This is a genomic window from Citrobacter sp. CRE-46, assembly GCF_059615875.1.
Map to the genome: position 1 here is coordinate 4,965,832 of NZ_CM184341.1, position 18,614 is coordinate 4,984,445.

An 18,614-nucleotide genomic window follows, 5' to 3' on the forward strand; every position below is an offset into this window, starting at 1 on the left:
GGCGGGATGCCGCATCCGGCAGGTTTCATTTCACACAGACGCAAAAAAGCCCATCCGGCAGGATGGGCTTCTTCACTTTATTTGATGCCTGGCAGTTTATGGCGGGCGTCCTGCCCGCCACCCTCCGGGCCGTTGCGGCGCAACGTTCAAATCCGCTCCCGGCGGATTTGTCCTCCTCAGGAGAGCCCTCACCGACAGACAACAGATAAAACAAAAGGCCCGGTCTTTCGACCGGGCCTTCCGCTTTTATTTGATGCCTGGCAGTTCCCTACTCTCGCATGGGGAGACCCCACACTACCATCGGCGCTACGGCGTTTCACTTCTGAGTTCGGCATGGGGTCAGGTGGGACCACCGCGCTACAGCCGCCAGGCAAATTCTGTTTATTAACCCGCTTTTCGCCGGTTAATGTCATCTGTAATCAAGCTGAAACTGATGTCTGTCTTTCGCCAAAACACCTTCGGCGTTGTAAGGTTAAGCCTCACGGTTCATTAGTATCGGTTAGCTCAATGTATCGCTACACTTACACACCCGACCTATCAACGTCGTCGTCTTCAACGTTCCTTCAGGAGACTCTAGGTCTCAGGGAGAACTCATCTCGGGGCAAGTTTCGTGCTTAGATGCTTTCAGCACTTATCTCTTCCGCATTTAGCTACCGGGCAGTGCCATTGGCATGACAACCCGAACACCAGTGATGCGTCCACTCCGGTCCTCTCGTACTAGGAGCAGCCCCCCTCAATTCTCCAGCGCCCACGGCAGATAGGGACCGAACTGTCTCACGACGTTCTAAACCCAGCTCGCGTACCACTTTAAATGGCGAACAGCCATACCCTTGGGACCTACTTCAGCCCCAGGATGTGATGAGCCGACATCGAGGTGCCAAACACCGCCGTCGATATGAACTCTTGGGCGGTATCAGCCTGTTATCCCCGGAGTACCTTTTATCCGTTGAGCGATGGCCCTTCCATTCAGAACCACCGGATCACTAAGACCTGCTTTCGCACCTGCTCGAGCCGTCACTCTCGCAGTCAAGCTAGCTTATGCCTTTGCACTAACCTCCTGATGTCCGACCAGGATTAGCTAACCTTCGTGCTCCTCCGTTACTCTTTGGGAGGAGACCGCCCCAGTCAAACTACCCACCAGACACTGTCCGCAACCCGGATTACGGGCCCACGTTAGAACACCAGCCATTAAAGGGTGGTATTTCAAGGACGGCTCCATGCAGACTGGCGTCCACACTTCAAAGCCTCCCACCTATCCTACACATCAAGGACCAGTGTTCAGTGTCAAGCTATAGTAAAGGTTCACGGGGTCTTTCCGTCTTGCCGCGGGTACACTGCATCTTCACAGCGAGTTCAATTTCACTGAGTCTCGGGTGGAGACAGCCTGGCCATCATTACGCCATTCGTGCAGGTCGGAACTTACCCGACAAGGAATTTCGCTACCTTAGGACCGTTATAGTTACGGCCGCCGTTTACCGGGGCTTCGATCAAGAGCTTCTCCTTACGGATAACCCCATCAATTAACCTTCCGGCACCGGGCAGGCGTCACACCGTATACGTCCACTTTCGTGTTTGCACAGTGCTGTGTTTTTAATAAACAGTTGCAGCCAGCTGGTATCTTCGACTGATTTCAGCTCCATGAGTAAATCACTTCACCTACCTATCAGCGTGCCTTCTCCCGAAGTTACGGCACCATTTTGCCTAGTTCCTTCACCCGAGTTCTCTCAAGCGCCTTGGTATTCTCTACCTGACCACCTGTGTCGGTTTGGGGTACGATTTCGTGTTACCTGATGCTTAGAGGCTTTTCCTGGAAGCAGGGCATTTGTCACTTCAGCACCGTAGTGCCTCGTCATCACACCTCAGCGTTAAAAGGTACCGGATTTACCTGGAACCTCCGCCTACATGCTTAAACCGGGACAACCGTCGCCCGGCCAACATAGCCTTCTCCGTCCCCCCTTCGCAGTAACACCAAGTACAGGAATATTAACCTGTTTCCCATCGACTACGCCTTTCGGCCTCGCCTTAGGGGTCGACTCACCCTGCCCCGATTAACGTTGGACAGGAACCCTTGGTCTTCCGGCGTGCGGGTTTTTCACCCGCATTATCGTTACTTATGTCAGCATTCGCACTTCTGATACCTCCAGCAGCCCTCACAGGCCACCTTCAACGGCTTACAGAACGCTCCCCTACCCAACAACACATAGTGTCGCTGCCGCAGCTTCGGTGCATGGTTTAGCCCCGTTACATCTTCCGCGCAGGCCGACTCGACCAGTGAGCTATTACGCTTTCTTTAAATGATGGCTGCTTCTAAGCCAACATCCTGGCTGTCTGTGCCTTCCCACATCGTTTCCCACTTAACCATGACTTTGGGACCTTAGCTGGCGGTCTGGGTTGTTTCCCTCTTCACGACGGACGTTAGCACCCGCCGTGTGTCTCCCGTGATAACATTCTTCGGTATTCGCAGTTTGCATCGGGTTGGTAAGTCGGGATGACCCCCTAGCCGAAACAGTGCTCTACCCCCGAAGATGAGTTCACGAGGCGCTACCTAAATAGCTTTCGGGGAGAACCAGCTATCTCCCGGTTTGATTGGCCTTTCACCCCCAGCCACAAGTCATCCGCTAATTTTTCAACATTAGTCGGTTCGGTCCTCCAGTTAGTGTTACCCAACCTTCAACCTGCCCATGGCTAGATCACCGGGTTTCGGGTCTATACCCTGCAACTTAACGCCCAGTTAAGACTCGGTTTCCCTTCGGCTCCCCTATACGGTTAACCTTGCTACAGAATATAAGTCGCTGACCCATTATACAAAAGGTACGCAGTCACACCCGAAGGTGCTCCCACTGCTTGTACGTACACGGTTTCAGGTTCTTTTTCACTCCCCTCGCCGGGGTTCTTTTCGCCTTTCCCTCACGGTACTGGTTCACTATCGGTCAGTCAGGAGTATTTAGCCTTGGAGGATGGTCCCCCCATATTCAGACAGGATACCACGTGTCCCGCCCTACTCTTCGAGTTCACAGCACATGCGTTTTTGTGTACGGGACTATCACCCTGTACCGTCGGACTTTCCAGACCGTTCCACTAACACACATGCTGATTCAGACTCTGGGCTGCTCCCCGTTCGCTCGCCGCTACTGGGGGAATCTCGGTTGATTTCTTTTCCTCGGGGTACTTAGATGTTTCAGTTCCCCCGGTTCGCTTCGTTAACCTATGTATTCAGTTAACGATAGTGTGACGAATCACACTGGGTTTCCCCATTCGGAAATCGCCGGTTATAACGGTTCATATCACCTTACCGGCGCTTATCGCAGATTAGCACGTCCTTCATCGCCTCTGACTGCCAGGGCATCCACCGTGTACGCTTAGTCGCTTAACCTCACAACCCGAAGATGTTTCACTTCTGATTGCGAAAATTTGAGAGACTCGAACACACCTTTTATCTGTTCTTATTACGGAGAACAGACACAGTGTGTCGTTTCAATTTTCAGCTTGATCCAGATTTTTAAAGAGCAAAACTTCGCAGTGAACCTTTTCAGGTACACTCTGAAGTTTTCTTGGGTTGTTGCAGTAAAGATGGTGGAGCTATGCGGGATCGAACCGCAGACCTCCTGCGTGCAAAGCAGGCGCTCTCCCAGCTGAGCTATAGCCCCATCGACGTCAAATCTCATTACCGTAATTCGGTTCCGGGCAAGGCGTGGAATGACGAAGCATACTTCAGTATGCGAGTTATTTCACAACGCAGCACGGGAGCGAATTTGGTAGGCCTGAGTGGACTTGAACCACCGACCTCACCCTTATCAGGGGTGCGCTCTAACCACCTGAGCTACAAGCCTGCAGAGATTTTCTTACTGCTAATTTTCATCAGACAATCTGTGTGAGCACTGCAAAGAACGTTTCTTTAAGGTAAGGAGGTGATCCAACCGCAGGTTCCCCTACGGTTACCTTGTTACGACTTCACCCCAGTCATGAATCACAAAGTGGTAAGCGCCCTCCCGAAGGTTAAGCTACCTACTTCTTTTGCAACCCACTCCCATGGTGTGACGGGCGGTGTGTACAAGGCCCGGGAACGTATTCACCGTGGCATTCTGATCCACGATTACTAGCGATTCCGACTTCATGGAGTCGAGTTGCAGACTCCAATCCGGACTACGACATACTTTATGAGGTCCGCTTGCTCTCGCGAGGTCGCTTCTCTTTGTATATGCCATTGTAGCACGTGTGTAGCCCTACTCGTAAGGGCCATGATGACTTGACGTCATCCCCACCTTCCTCCAGTTTATCACTGGCAGTCTCCTTTGAGTTCCCGACCGAATCGCTGGCAACAAAGGATAAGGGTTGCGCTCGTTGCGGGACTTAACCCAACATTTCACAACACGAGCTGACGACAGCCATGCAGCACCTGTCTCAGAGTTCCCGAAGGCACCAAAGCATCTCTGCTAAGTTCTCTGGATGTCAAGAGTAGGTAAGGTTCTTCGCGTTGCATCGAATTAAACCACATGCTCCACCGCTTGTGCGGGCCCCCGTCAATTCATTTGAGTTTTAACCTTGCGGCCGTACTCCCCAGGCGGTCGACTTAACGCGTTAGCTCCGGAAGCCACGCCTCAAGGGCACAACCTCCAAGTCGACATCGTTTACGGCGTGGACTACCAGGGTATCTAATCCTGTTTGCTCCCCACGCTTTCGCACCTGAGCGTCAGTCTTTGTCCAGGGGGCCGCCTTCGCCACCGGTATTCCTCCAGATCTCTACGCATTTCACCGCTACACCTGGAATTCTACCCCCCTCTACAAGACTCTAGCCTGCCAGTTTCGGATGCAGTTCCCAGGTTGAGCCCGGGGATTTCACATCCGACTTGACAGACCGCCTGCGTGCGCTTTACGCCCAGTAATTCCGATTAACGCTTGCACCCTCCGTATTACCGCGGCTGCTGGCACGGAGTTAGCCGGTGCTTCTTCTGCGAGTAACGTCAATCGCTGTGGTTATTAACCACAACGCCTTCCTCCTCGCTGAAAGTACTTTACAACCCGAAGGCCTTCTTCATACACGCGGCATGGCTGCATCAGGCTTGCGCCCATTGTGCAATATTCCCCACTGCTGCCTCCCGTAGGAGTCTGGACCGTGTCTCAGTTCCAGTGTGGCTGGTCATCCTCTCAGACCAGCTAGGGATCGTCGCCTAGGTGAGCCGTTACCCCACCTACAAGCTAATCCCATCTGGGCACATCCGATGGCAAGAGGCCCGAAGGTCCCCCTCTTTGGTCTTGCGACATTATGCGGTATTAGCTACCGTTTCCAGTAGTTATCCCCCTCCATCGGGCAGTTTCCCAGACATTACTCACCCGTCCGCCACTCGTCACCCGAGAGCAAGCTCTCTGTGCTACCGTTCGACTTGCATGTGTTAGGCCTGCCGCCAGCGTTCAATCTGAGCCATGATCAAACTCTTCAATTTAAGTTTGATGCTCGTGAATTAAACTTCGTAATGAATTACGTGTTCACTCAGAGACTTGGTATTCATTTTTCGTCTTGCGACGTTAAGAATCCGTATCCTCGAGTGCCCACACAGATTGTCTGATAAATTGTTAAAGAGCAGTTGCGACGCGCCTTAGCGCTCTGTCGCGAGGTCCCGTATATTACGTTTTCCTCATTCAGAGTCAAGCATTTATTTTTGCTTTTCTCTCCGGGATTCTCACTGGAACCCCGCTGACCCGGCGGCGTGTAATCCGTTGTTCCGTGTCAGTGGAGGCGCATTATAGGGACTTATTTCAGGCTGACAAGGGGAAATTCAAAATAATCTTCCGAGTGCGTATTTTTTCATCAAAACCGATTAAACCGCCAGGTTTTCGAGCGTTTTGAAGCCATAACGTTGCAGCACGGGCAATAATTGTTCGGCTTCTGTCGTCATCGCCATACAGAATGCGACATTCTCATCGGTTGATTTCGCGTCGGGCGCTTCATGTTCTAATAACCAGGCCGTGCGACGCGCAATCGCGGCCCCCGAATCCACCAGTCGCGTCCCCTCGGGCAGGACCTGTAAAAGTTCTTCCTGTAATAGAGGGAAATGGGTACAACCCAGCACCACCGTGTCGGGTGGTTCCGACATCCGCAGCCACGGACGTAGAATGCGGCGCAACTCCTCCAGAGAGACCGTTTCGCCGTGCAGCTTCGCTTCCGCCAGTTCTACCAGCTCGGCAGACCCCAACATCGCAATCTGACATTCGTTAGCAAACCGCGCAATCAACTCATGGGTATACGGCCGCTTCACCGTTGCACGTGTAGCCAGCAGTCCCACAACGCCATTCGCCGTGAGTCGCGCCGCCGGTTTAATAGCAGGAACGACGCCTACAACCGGGAAGGCAAATTTCGCACGTAATGCAGGAAGCGACACAGTGCTTGCGGTATTACACGCGATGACCGCAAGAGAGAGTGGATAGCGCTGCTGGACCGCAGTCACAATCTCAACAACACGCTCGACGATAAATTCCTCGCTCTTCTCACCATAAGGAAAGGCGACGTTATCAAAAGCGTATATATAGTGGAGATCCGGCAGGAGACTGCGGATCTCATTGTAGACCGACAACCCACCGACGCCGGAATCAAACACCAGCACGGTGGGACGTGGATCAGAAGGTGTAGCTGCCAGACAAGGTGTATTCCCGCCCTGCAGTTGCGTAGCCATAAACTGTCTCGTAATCTTTATCGAACAGGTTGGCGATTTTACCACGAACAGTCAGCTGTGAGGTGATTGGATATGCCACTGTCAGATCCCACAGGCTCACTCCCCCCATTTTTACCGGCTGATTGGTGACGAAGTCCGTGTCATAACGCGTTCCCAGATAATGATAGGTCAGGCCCCAGTCAAAATCATAAACCTGCCAGTTAAGCTGGTACTTCACCTGCTGTTTAGAACGACGCGCCAGTGGTTTATCGGTAATCGCATTTCGTGCATCAACGTAATCGTAGCTCAGGGTGTGCGCCAGCGGCCCGGTATCAAAGTTTGCTGTCGCTTCGACACCTTTAATACGTACTTTGCCTTCGTTAAAGTATTTCTCGGTATGTGGGTCGTAATCGATCATGTTATCGATATCGTTGCGATATCCTGACAAACGCCAGTTCACATCCGCCGTCAGCCCTTCAAACGCCCCTTCCCACTGCTTACTCTCTTCAGGATCCAGATTCGAATTGCCGTAATAGCCATGCAACTGCCCGAGATTTGGTGCTTTGTAGGAAGTACCGTAGGAGGCAATAAAGCGATAACCTTCAATAAACTCCCACCCGGCACTGGTTTGCCATGTACCATGGCGACCAAACTCGGAGTTATCATCACTGCGCGCCGCACCTTCAAAGGTAAAGTCACCCAGTTGCTGCAACCCGGTGAGATAGAGGCCAGTGTTACGCTGGTCGTAACCGTCCGTGACATACGCGGTGCCAGGCTCCGTAGTTTGCTTTTGCCAGTCTACGCCCGCGCCCACATTACCGTGGCCAACCACCATACTGTTCGACCACTGAACATTATATTGCTTCATCTCATCCAGCGTGGCCGAGGAGTCATAGCGGCCATAATCCGGATCATAGTTGTAGTCTTTACTGTGGCTATAGCTGGAAACCAGCTGTGACTGGATAATTTCACCATTGAAGCGCAGTCCGGCATCCCAGCTTTGGCTATAGAGTTTTCGGGTATCGACCAGTGGTGAGTTCGGAGAATAGTACGAATCGTAATTCGTGCGGTTATCATAACCGTAGCCGCGAACAAACCCGCTCCAGGTGTCAGAGAAATTGTGTTCCAGCGCGCCATATAGCGTCTTACTTAAGAAGCCGTCTTTGTCGGGTTGAGCCTGAGAGCCAGTACTACCGTAAGCCACGACATCAAAGCCTTTGGTATAGGCATAATCGCCCATCAACGTGACACGCGTATTTTCACCTAACTGTTGTTGGGTTGAGACATCGTAATTCTGGTAGCCATTGCTTCCCACGCCAGCGGTCAGTTCCGTCCCCGGCTTTTCGCGTGTCGTAATGATATTCACCACGCCGCCAATCGCATCAGAACCATAAATAGCCGAACGCGGCCCACGAATGTACTCAACTCAATACGTTGTACCAACGATACCGGGAACTGGCTAAGATCGGCTGCGCCGCTAACCCCTGCCAGGTTCAGACGCACACCGTCAATCAGCACCAGAACATGGCTGGCGTTGGTGCCGCGAATAGAAATAGACGAATTTTGTCCCATACCACCGTATTGGGCGATATCCACGCCTGGCAAGCGACGAAGCACATCATTCACGGAGGTAGATTGCCAGCGGTCGATATCCTGACGCGTAACAACGGTGATAGGAGCAAGTACTGCGCTACGAGGCTGCTGAAAACGGTTGGCAGTGACGACGAGAGTATCTGGGCTAGCATCCTGTGCCCAACCAGAAAATGCCGTGACGGAAAGCGCCGTCCACAGCAACGATTTTTTAATCATTGTAAAGCATCCACAATATAAGAAGGATGCCGCAGGTCCCACCGATAGTACGCGATGATGAAAACCAGATGCGACGTTAGCCGGCAGGTCTTCGGGCTTGGAGGCGACTTAAAGAGACGATGACTTCCCACGGCAAGCCGCAGTGTCTGCACCAGGTGCGCTCATCTCCTACCTTCCTTACCGCTGCGCGTCAGCTCCAGATTCACACTGGATTCCCTTTTAACTCACAGGACCGGAAAACGGATGCTACAGTTTGTTACAACCCACTGTCCAGACTGTGTATCACAATATCGGAAATCATCAATGACTGGACATCTGTTGAGCAATCCCTACAATCCCCGCGTACTTTTATTTTTCAGGACGCATCATGACCCCCGAACATCTTCCGACAGAACAGTACGACGCGCAGTTAGCTGAAAAAGTGGTGCGTCTGCAGAGCTTAATGACACCGTTTTATGCACAGGCTCCGGAAGTGTTTCGCTCACCGGTCAGTCACTACCGTATGCGTGCCGAATTCCGGCTGTGGCATGACGGTGATGACCTGTACCACATCATGTTCGATCAACAGACGAAAAGCCGTATTCGCGTCGACAGCTTCCCGGCGGCCAGCGAGCTTATCAACACGCTGATGACGGCAATGATTGAAGGGGTATGCAACAACCGTGTCCTGCGCCACAAACTGTTCCAGATTGATTACCTCACCACCCTGAGCGATCAAGCGGTGGTCTCGATGCTGTACCATAAAAAGCTGGATGACGAATGGCGTCATGAAGCCGAAGCGCTACGGGACGCGCTGCGTGCGCAAAACCTGAACGTGCATCTGATTGGCCGGGCTACCAAAACCAAAATCGAGCTGGACCAGGACTATATTGACGAACGCTTGCCGGTCGCAGGGAAAGAGATCATCTACCGCCAGGTTGAGAACAGCTTCACCCAACCCAATGCCGCGATGAATATTCAGATGCTGGAATGGGCGATTGATGTCACCAAAGATTCCAAGGGCGACTTGCTTGAGCTGTACTGCGGTAATGGCAACTTCTCATTAGCGCTGGCGCAAAATTTCAACCGCGTGCTGGCGACTGAAATCGCCAAACCATCCGTGGCGGCTGCCCAGTACAACATTGCGGCTAACCATATTGATAACGTACAAATTATCCGCATGGCGGCAGAAGAGTTTACTCAGGCGATGAATGGGGTTCGCGAGTTCAACCGTTTGCAGGGGATCGATCTGAAGAGTTACCAGTGTGAAACCATTTTCGTTGACCCACCGCGTAGCGGTCTGGACAGCGAAACGGAGAAAATGGTGCAGGCGTATCCGCGTATTCTGTACATCTCCTGCAACCCGGATACGCTGTGTAAGAATCTGGAAACGTTAAGCCAGACGCACAATGTTTCACGTCTGGCTCTGTTCGATCAGTTCCCGTATACGCACCATATGGAGTGTGGCGTGTTACTGACCGCGAAGTAAGTGATGTCCTGGCCGGGCTTGCCCGGCCTACAAATATTATTCCGCAATTTCCTGCTTACGATTACGCACTTTAACGCCGATCCAGAACACCAGAATCACCGACAGTACCGCCGGGAAGAAGTTAGAACCAATATCCGGATATTCAGCGCGTACCACGGTGCTGTACAACAGAACACCGAGAATAAAACAGGCGGCGGCCAGGCCTGGTAGCCCCACAGGCATGGTACGGTTCTGATAGCGTTGATGCAGACAATAAACCGTCAGCACCAGCGAAATAATCGGGAATACTGAGAATGGCACAATGGAGCTAAACAGCGCCGCAAATGTGCCATTGATCGATAAGCCAGCAACCAGCGCCAGCAGCAGCGTACCTTTATCTTGACCTGACTGTTTCATTGCTCGTCCTTCTCGTTACTCGGAGTGGTGCGTCATCTTCTCTTGTTCACGGCGGTACCAATAAAATGCCCCTTTCGCAATCATGCGTAGTTGCAATACCAGCCGCTCTTCCAGCTGTCGACGCTGTTCAGCGCCAACATCCAGTGCTTCTGCCCCGGCGCTGAACACAATCGTTACCATGGCTTCGGCCTGCGCTTCAGTAAACGCACGGGGCATATGGTTTTCGAGTTCCAGATAGTCCGCAAGTTCCGCAATGAAGTGCTGAATTTCACGTGCGACCGCTGCACGAAACGCTGCGGAGGTTCCCGAACGCTCGCGCAATAATAAACGGAAGGCGTTGGGATTGTTGCCGATGAATTCCATAAATGTTGAGACCGAGGTACGGATCACACTCCCGCCTTTGGCGATACGCTGACGCGCCTGACGCATCAACTGACGCAGCATCAGACCACTTTCGTCCACCATCGTCAGCCCGAGCTCATCCACATCGCGGAAATGGCGATAAAACGAGGTTGGCGCAATGCCCGCTTCACGAGCAACTTCTCGTAAACTGAGACTGGCAAAACTACGCTCAGCACTGAGTTGACTAAATGCAGCCTCTACCAGCGAACGCCGGGTTTTCTCTTTTTGTTGCGCTCTAACGCCCATCACGATGTCTGAATCCTTCCACATACCTTGCTGGCACTATACCAGAGATTAGGCGGTTGGCATGGCTTTGTTAATGATTGTTTACGCGCAGTTTGTGCTTCGACTTCGCAAAAAAGCACAACGATAATTGGGTTATCCCGACAACGATGTTACTATTCTGTTGCTTTTATGTATAAGAACAGGTAAGCCTGACCATGTCACATTCCTACGATTACGATGCAATAGTAATAGGTTCCGGTCCCGGCGGCGAAGGCGCTGCAATGGGTCTGGTTAAACAGGGAGCGCGCGTCGCGGTGATTGAGCGCTATCATAACGTCGGCGGAGGCTGTACCCACTGGGGCACCATCCCGTCGAAAGCACTCCGCCACGCCGTCAGCCGTATTATTGAATTCAATCAGAACCCACTTTACAGCGACCATTCCCGACTTCTCCGTTCTTCCTTCGCCGATATTCTCAACCATGCTGATAACGTGATTAATCAGCAAACGCGCATGCGGCAAGGTTTTTACGAGCGTAATCACTGCGAGATTTTGCAGGGAAATGCCCGTTTTGTTGACGAACATACTATCGCCCTGGAATGCCACGACGGCACGGTGGAAACGCTGACCGCGGATAAGTTCGTGATCGCCTGCGGTTCACGCCCTTATCGCCCTGTTGACGTCGACTTTTCGCATCCCCGGATTTATGACAGCGACTCCATCCTGAGTCTGCACCACGAACCTCGCCACGTTCTGATTTATGGCGCAGGGGTTATTGGCTGTGAATATGCGTCGATCTTCCGTGGAATGGACGTCAAAGTTGATTTAATCAACACCCGCGATCGTCTGCTGGCGTTCCTTGATCAAGAGATGTCCGACTCGCTCTCTTACCACTTCTGGAACAGCGGTGTGGTTATTCGCCACAACGAAGAGTACGAGAAGATTGAAGGTTGCGATGACGGCGTCATCATGCACCTGAAATCCGGTAAAAAACTGAAGGCTGACTGTCTGCTGTACGCCAATGGCCGCACCGGTAATACCGATTCGCTGGCGCTGGAAAATATTGGTCTGAAAACCGACAGCCGTGGGCAGCTCAAAGTGAATAGCATGTACCAGACGGCACTGCCGCACGTGTATGCCGTAGGGGATGTGATCGGCTATCCGAGTCTGGCATCGGCGGCCTACGATCAGGGACGCATTGCCGCCCAGGCACTGGTGAAAGGCGAAGCCACCGCGCATCTGATCGAAGATATCCCAACCGGGATTTATACCATTCCTGAAATCAGCTCCGTTGGTAAAACCGAGCAGCAGCTTACGGCGATGAAAGTCCCATACGAAGTTGGCCGCGCCCAGTTTAAACATCTGGCACGGGCGCAAATCGTGGGCATGAGTGTCGGCACGTTGAAGATTCTGTTCCATCGCGAAACCAAAGAGATTCTGGGGATCCACTGCTTTGGGGAACGCGCGGCCGAAATTATTCACATCGGTCAGGCGATAATGGAGCAAAAAGGTGGTGGTAACACCATCGAGTACTTCGTTAACACCACCTTTAACTACCCAACCATGGCGGAAGCCTATCGGGTAGCGGCGCTAAATGGCTTAAACCGCCTGTTTTAACGCACTGTCGAAATGGCCATCCATTGATCCACGGATGGCCTCTGCCAGCTGTTCATAACGGCTGCGCAGCGGCGAACCTGGACGATACACCAGGCCAATCGTGCGGCGCGGTTCTGGCTTAATGCATGGCAGATAGACAACACCATCACGCTTGCGCTCCGACGGAACAGCCAGCGCAGGCAGTAACGTAATACCGCTACCTGCCGCCACCATATTGCGCAGCGTTTCCAGACTGGTTGCCCGGAAATGGGTATCTTCATCAGCACCTGCTTCAAAGCAGAAGCCCATGGCCTGATCGCGCAGGCAGTGGCCGTCTTCCAGCATCAGCAGTTTTTCACCCGCCAGATCGGACATCGGTACACAGTCACGGTTTGCCCATGGATGATCTTCATAGATCGCCAGCATCATAGGCTCATCAAATAACGGTACTTCGATGAATGCCTCACTCTCTTTCACCAACGCCAGAATCACGCAGTCGAGCTTACCGCTATCCAGTTGCGCCAACAGCTGATGCGTCTGCGCCTCATGCAGATACATTTCCAGTTTTGGGAAGGTCTGGTGCAACATAGGAATAATATGCGGCAGCAGGTATGGCCCCACCGTTGGGATCAAACCAATATGCAGCGGGCCAGACATCGTCTCGCCTTGTTGGCTTGCCATCTCCTTGAGCACTTTGACCTCGCGCAGCACGGTGCGCGCCTGATCCACCAGCAGCAGACCTGCCTGAGTGAACAGCACCTTGCGACTCGTACGCTCCAGCAACATGACGCCCAGCTCATCTTCCAGCTTACGGATCTGCCCGCTCAGCGTTGGCTGGCTCACGTGGCAGGAGTCTGCAGCCCGTCGGAAGTGACGATGTTCGGCAAGCGCCACCAGGTATTCAAGATCACGAATATTCATTATTCATCCTCCATCGCCACGATAGTTCGTAGCGATAGGTAGCATAGCAACGAACGATTATCCCTATCAAGCTTTCTGTTTAATAATGCACCACAGAAACGGAACGGTACCCCTTTAACCCTTGAAGCTACTGTCCGTTTAGAGAGTTTCTCTCATACTCGAAATAACTAAAGCCAACGTGAACTTTTGCGGACCTTGCGTCCGCATTTTTTTTGCATAAAAAAGCCCGGCGAGATGCCAGGCTCTGATCACTGTTTGCCTGATGGCGCTATGCTTATCAGGCCTAAAAAGACAAAAGTTACGCCAGACGCGCCTTCGCGTAATCAATCGCCTGTGCGACCTGCTGTGGCGACACGCCGCCTTTCGCCGCACGTTTGTCCAGACACGATTGTAGAGAAAGGATCGGGTAAACGTCATCGCCAATGACCGGACTGAACTTCTGTAAGTCGGTCAGCGACAACGATTCCAGCGGTTTGCCCTGACGAATCGCCTCAACCACCGTTTCGCCCACAATGTGGTGCGCTTCGCGGAACGGCACGCCTTTCGCTACCAGATAATCCGCCAGCTCAGTGGCGTTGGCATAACCCTGCTGCGCCGCTTCCTGACAACGCGGACGTTTCACCTGAATGCCATCCAGTACCAGCGCGGCCATATGCAGACAATCCAGCCAGGTGTCGAGCGCATCGAACAGCCCTTCTTTGTCTTCTTGCATATCTTTGTTATACGCCAGCGGTAGGCCTTTTAAGGTCATCATCATCCCGGTCAACGCACCCTGCACGCGACCGCATTTACCACGGATTAATTCCAGCGCATCCGGGTTTTTCTTCTGCGGCATCAGGGATGAACCAGAGGTCACTCGATCGGACAGCTCGACAAAGCCTGCTTCACCGGTATTAAAGAAAATCAGGTCTTCAGCAAAACGCGACAGGTGCACCATGCCGATAGAAGCGTCGGAGAGTAACTCCAGCACGTGGTCACGATCGGAAACGCTGTCCAGACTGTTGCGCGTTGCCGAAGCAAAGCCCAGCCAGCCGGCCAGTTGTTCGCGATCGATTTCATATGCCGTACCCGCCAGCGCGCCGCAGCCCAGAGGACTGACGTCCAGACGCTTAAGCGCATCCTGCAGACGGCTCTCATCACGCGCCAGCATTTCGACATAGGCCAGGCACCAGTGAGCAAACGTCACCGGCTGCGCACGTTGCAGGTGGGTGTAACCCGGCATAACGGCGTCCTGGTTATTCTCCGCCGTCACCACCAGCGCACTTTGCAACTGACGGTTGGCAGAGAGTAATTCAATAACCGTGTCTTTACACCACAGTTTAAGGTCGGTCGCGACCTGATCATTACGGCTACGCCCGGTATGCAGTTTTTTACCAAGCTGGCCGACTTTATCAATCAGCTTACCTTCCACCCAACTGTGAATATCTTCGGCATCGCTTTGCAGGATCTGTTGCGGGTTGGCACGAACCTCTTCCAGCAGCGTGTTCAGCGCCTCTTCCAGTTGCAGCTGTTCATCGGCAGTCAGTACGCCGACCGTTACCAACGCTTTGGACCAGGCCACAGAGCCGACAATATCCTGTTCTGCCAGGCGGTAGTCAAAACGCAACGAGTCGTTGAACTGTTTGAACCGCTGATCTGCTGCCTGTGTAAAACGCCCACCCCAAAGTGCCATAACATGCTTCCTTAAATTCTTTTAATTTCAATGCCGGATGGCGCTACGCTTATCCGGCCTGCAGGTTCTGTTCACGTAGGCCCGATAAGGCGTAGCCGCCATCGGGCATACAAATACTTAAGCCAGAATACGGGTACCGATCGGCGTGCCGTTAAACAACGCCGGGAGTTGCTCTGCATGACGCCAGGAGGCGATATCCACCGGGCGGCCCAGCGTGCGCGCGGCATCCAGCGCCGCATTGACCTTCACGATCATGCCATCGGTAATAATTCCCTGGTCGATCAACTGCTCCGCTTTCGCGGCGGTCATTTCTGCAATACGCTGACCTTTACCATCCAGAATACCGCTCACGTCTGAGAGCAGGATCAGATCCGCCCCCAACGTTGCCGCCAGCGCTGTTGCCGCCTGATCGGCGTTGACGTTCATCAGCAGTCCATCTTCAGTGACGCCGATGGAGCTGACTACCGGCAGAAAACCGCTTGCCAGCAGCGTGTTAATTAGCTTAGGCGAACCCGGTTGCGCGAGTCCAACATGACCCAGCTCTTTATCGAGCGGCGTCACTTTTACGCTGTCGCCATCGCCAAGATACAGGCCCACAGAGGCGATTTGATGTTTTTTCGCCCAGGCCAGTAAGGTTTTATTCGCCGTACCCGCCAGGGCGCCAGTGATAATATCTATCTGATCGGCAGGAGTGACGCGCAGGCCGTTTTTCTTTTTGACCGGCAGATTCAACTGCTTCATTAGCTCATCAACCACGCAGCCGCCGCCGTGCACAATAATCAGCGGACGCTGATGCGACTCACGATAATTCACCAGTGCGGTAAACAGTCGCTCCAGCGCCTCTTCGCTATCCAGTAAAACGCCGCCCAGCTTGATAATTAATGGATTCATTGTTGCACCCTTAAATAAGAGACTGCGTTTCAGCAAAGCCGAAACGGATATTTGCGCACTGCATCGCCTGTGCCGCCGCGCCTTTTAATAAGTTATCTTCGGTCGCTACCACGATCAGATGCTCTCCCTGCACGGCAAACCCGATGTCACAAAACGGTAAGCCCACCACATTCTTCAGAGCCGGAACGCCTTTGTCGTACAGACGTACCAGTGGTTTATCGCCATAGGCTTGTTGCAGTGTCTGGGCCACCTGCGCATGGGTTACGCCCGCTTTCAGACGGCAGGTGATCGTTTCCAGAATTCCGCGCGGGAAGTTCCCCAGATGCGGAGTGAAAATCACTTCCGCGCCGAGGTGAGTTGCGATTTCCGGCTGATGACGATGGGTAAACACGCCATAGGGCTGCAGGCTCACTTCGCAAAAGCTGTTCGAGATCGCCGCTTTACGGCCTGCCCCGCTGACGCCGCTGGTCGCATTAATCACCGGCCACTGGCTGAGATCCAGCAGTCCGCCGTCAATCAGTGGTTTCAGCGACAACTGCGCCGCCGTCGGATAACAACCCGGTACGGCAACCAGATTCGCTTCTTTCAGTTGCTCTGCGCTCCACTCCGCCAGACCGTACACCGCTTGCTTCAGCAGTTCGGGGTGCTGATGGGTAAAGCCATAATATTTTTCATAGAACGCGCTATCGTTAACACGAAACGCGCCTGAAAGATCAAACACCACACATCCGGCCTGCAGAAACTGCGGGGCCAGGTCATGACTGACCTCATGCGCTGTGGCGAGGAACACAATGTCCACCCCTGCGCTAAACTCGCTGATATCCGACATTGGCTGCAACGGTAAATCGACAATGCCTTTCAACTGCGGATGCAAATCGGAGATGAGTTTTCCTGCATCATTGCTTTGCGCTGAGACGGTCAAAGCGGTTATGTTCATATCAGGATGGCGATTTACATAGGTCACAAGCTCTGCGCCGGCATAGCCGCTGGCGCCCACAATCAGCGTATTCAACATCGGGGCAGCTCACCTTCTTAGATTCTGTTGCCAGGTATAAGCCTTTATCACCTCACCTTACACTTGGTGGGTTTTATTACGCTCAACGTTAATGTATTTTTATTCACAAATACTGCATGAATATTGATACTATCATGACCCGAGGTGTGTCAACAATGAAAAACAATTTACCGCCATTTATCGAGATTTACCGCGCTCTGATTGCCACGCCATCGATTAGCGCCACCGAAGAAGCACTGGATCAAAGCAATGCAGGTTTAATCACTCTGCTGGCGGGCTGGTTCAAAGATTTAGGCTTCAATGTAGAGGTTCAGCCGGTCCCCGATACGCGTAATAAATTCAATATGCTGGCGAGCATTGGACAAGGGGCTGGCGGTCTGTTGTTAGCGGGTCATACCGATACCGTGCCGTTTGACGACGGACGCTGGACGCGCGATCCGTTCACCCTGACAGAGCATGACAATAAGCTCTACGGCCTGGGTACGGCAGATATGAAAGGCTTCTTCGCGTTTATCCTCGACGCGCTGCGCGACGTCGACGTAACGAAACTGAAAAAGCCCCTCTACATTTTGGCCACTGCCGACGAAGAGACCAGCATGGCGGGGGCGCGCTACTTTTCTGAAACCACCGCTCTGCGCCCGGACTGCGCGATCATTGGCGAACCCACCTCCCTGCAGCCGGTGCGTGCGCACAAAGGGCATATCTCTAATGCAATTCGCATTTTGGGGCAGTCGGGTCACTCAAGCGATCCAGCGCGTGGCGTCAATGCGATTGAACTCATGCATGATGCTATCGGCCATATCATGACTCTGCGCGATGACCTGAAAGAACGCTATCACCATGACGCTTTTACCGTTCCGTACCCGACGTTAAATTTGGGTCATATCCACGGTGGTGACGCCGCCAACCGAATCTGCGCCTGCTGCGAGCTGCATATGGATATTCGCCCGCTGCCCGGCATAACGCTCAACGATCTTAATGGTTTACTTAACGATGCGCTGGCCCCTGTCAGCGAGCGTTGGCCGGGTCGCCTGACGGTGTCGGAACTGCATCCGCCTATTCCTGGCTATGAGTGTCCGCCAGACCATCAGTTGGTTGAAGTCGTCGAAAAACTGCTGGGAGCGCAAACGGAAGTGGTGAACTACTGCACTGAAGCGCCGTTTATCCAGACGCTTTGCCCGACGCTGGTGTTGGGCCCAGGCTCCATTAATCAGGCACATCAGCCAGATGAATACCTGGAAACACGCTTCATTAAGCCAACTCGCGAATTGATCACCCAGGTTGTGCATCATTTCTGCTGGCATTAATCGTTTATAACCTTGCTCATCCTTCAGCGGTGAGCAAGGTCATTTATTAACATTTTCATAAGCACAGCTTATTTGATTCGATGTGAATTAAATAACGTAAATTCCCGCCATTTTTTCGTTTGCTGAACCGATTTCGCAGCAATTGACGTCACGAGTTTTACGTGGCTTTATAAAAGACGGCAAAAAAATTAAGTCCGAAAAATTTCACGTTGCAGCAGTGTTGACGGCGGCGCGAAAGATACAGGACATTTACAAAAGAGATGGGG

General features: G+C 52.8%; 10 protein-coding genes, 2 tRNA genes, 3 rRNA genes, 1 pseudogene and 1 riboswitch. Of the genes and pseudogenes, 3 read left to right on the plus strand and 13 right to left on the minus strand.

Annotated elements, in window-relative coordinates; translation table 11 throughout:
• Positions 1 to 255: 255 nt before the first annotated feature.
• The 7 genes and pseudogenes from rrf to btuB form a co-directional block, all read right to left on the minus strand.
• Positions 256 to 371 (minus strand): 5S ribosomal RNA (gene rrf / locus AC534G_RS24085).
• 97 nt (positions 372 to 468) lie between these two features.
• Positions 469 to 3,373, minus strand: a 23S ribosomal RNA gene (locus AC534G_RS24090).
• A 198-nt stretch (positions 3,374 to 3,571) separates the two neighbouring features.
• Positions 3,572 to 3,647: transfer RNA gene (locus AC534G_RS24095), tRNA-Ala, on the minus strand.
• 106 nt (positions 3,648 to 3,753) lie between these two features.
• A tRNA-Ile gene (locus AC534G_RS24100) sits at positions 3,754 to 3,830 on the minus strand.
• A 71-nt stretch (positions 3,831 to 3,901) separates the two neighbouring features.
• Positions 3,902 to 5,441 (minus strand): 16S ribosomal RNA (locus AC534G_RS24105).
• Together the 16S, 23S and 5S rRNA genes with 2 tRNA genes alongside form the textbook arrangement of a ribosomal RNA operon.
• Positions 5,442 to 5,816: 375 nt before the next feature.
• On the minus strand, positions 5,817 to 6,668 hold the full coding sequence (murI, locus tag AC534G_RS24110) for a glutamate racemase (protein ID WP_110496282.1): 852 nt from the start codon (positions 6,666 to 6,668) through the stop codon (positions 5,817 to 5,819).
• Positions 6,613 to 8,456 (minus strand): annotated as a pseudogene (btuB, locus tag AC534G_RS24115) (TonB-dependent vitamin B12 receptor BtuB). Before btuB ends, murI begins: the two are co-directional and overlap by 56 nt.
• 65 nt (positions 8,457 to 8,521) lie before the next feature.
• Positions 8,522 to 8,708: riboswitch (cobalamin riboswitch) on the minus strand.
• Between the two features lie 115 nt (positions 8,709 to 8,823).
• Here btuB and trmA point away from each other — a divergent pair.
• Positions 8,824 to 9,924: a tRNA (uridine(54)-C5)-methyltransferase TrmA gene (gene trmA, locus AC534G_RS24120; RefSeq protein WP_110496286.1), complete on the plus strand. Its 1,101-nt coding sequence runs from the start codon at positions 8,824 to 8,826 to the stop codon at positions 9,922 to 9,924.
• 36 nt (positions 9,925 to 9,960) lie between these two features.
• On the opposite strand, the gene AC534G_RS24125 is transcribed toward trmA, so the two are convergent.
• Complete coding sequence (locus tag AC534G_RS24125) at positions 9,961 to 10,320, minus strand: YijD family membrane protein (protein WP_038636082.1); 360 nt, start codon at positions 10,318 to 10,320, stop codon at positions 9,961 to 9,963.
• 15 nt (positions 10,321 to 10,335) lie between these two features.
• Positions 10,336 to 10,971 (minus strand): HTH-type transcriptional repressor FabR, encoded by a 636-nt coding sequence (fabR, locus tag AC534G_RS24130; protein WP_003028862.1) that lies wholly within the window; start codon positions 10,969 to 10,971, stop codon positions 10,336 to 10,338.
• Between the two features lie 191 nt (positions 10,972 to 11,162).
• Between fabR and sthA the strand changes: the two genes are divergently transcribed.
• Entirely contained in the window at positions 11,163 to 12,563 is a 1,401-nt protein-coding gene (sthA, locus tag AC534G_RS24135) for a Si-specific NAD(P)(+) transhydrogenase (protein ID WP_032940238.1), read from the plus strand.
• Here the strand turns inward: sthA and oxyR are convergent.
• From oxyR to argC, 4 genes are all read right to left on the minus strand, one after another.
• On the minus strand, positions 12,546 to 13,463 hold the full coding sequence (gene oxyR, locus AC534G_RS24140) for a DNA-binding transcriptional regulator OxyR (protein ID WP_038636079.1): 918 nt from the start codon (positions 13,461 to 13,463) through the stop codon (positions 12,546 to 12,548). The genes sthA and oxyR overlap by 18 nt on opposite strands.
• A gap of 298 nt (positions 13,464 to 13,761) precedes the next feature.
• The gene (gene argH, locus AC534G_RS24145; protein WP_087856672.1) at positions 13,762 to 15,135 is read right to left on the minus strand and encodes an argininosuccinate lyase; all 1,374 of its coding nucleotides are present in this window, start codon (positions 15,133 to 15,135) and stop codon (positions 13,762 to 13,764) included.
• A gap of 117 nt (positions 15,136 to 15,252) precedes the next feature.
• Entirely contained in the window at positions 15,253 to 16,026 is a 774-nt protein-coding gene (gene argB / locus AC534G_RS24150; protein WP_038636072.1) for an acetylglutamate kinase, read from the minus strand.
• Between the two features lie 10 nt (positions 16,027 to 16,036).
• A complete protein-coding gene (gene argC / locus AC534G_RS24155) occupies positions 16,037 to 17,041 on the minus strand; it encodes an N-acetyl-gamma-glutamyl-phosphate reductase (protein WP_038636069.1) in 1,005 nt (334 codons plus the stop codon).
• A 155-nt stretch (positions 17,042 to 17,196) separates the two neighbouring features.
• Between argC and argE the strand changes: the two genes are divergently transcribed.
• The gene (argE, locus tag AC534G_RS24160; RefSeq protein WP_110496288.1) at positions 17,197 to 18,348 is read left to right on the plus strand and encodes an acetylornithine deacetylase; all 1,152 of its coding nucleotides are present in this window, start codon (positions 17,197 to 17,199) and stop codon (positions 18,346 to 18,348) included.
• Positions 18,349 to 18,614: the final 266 nt, after the last annotated feature.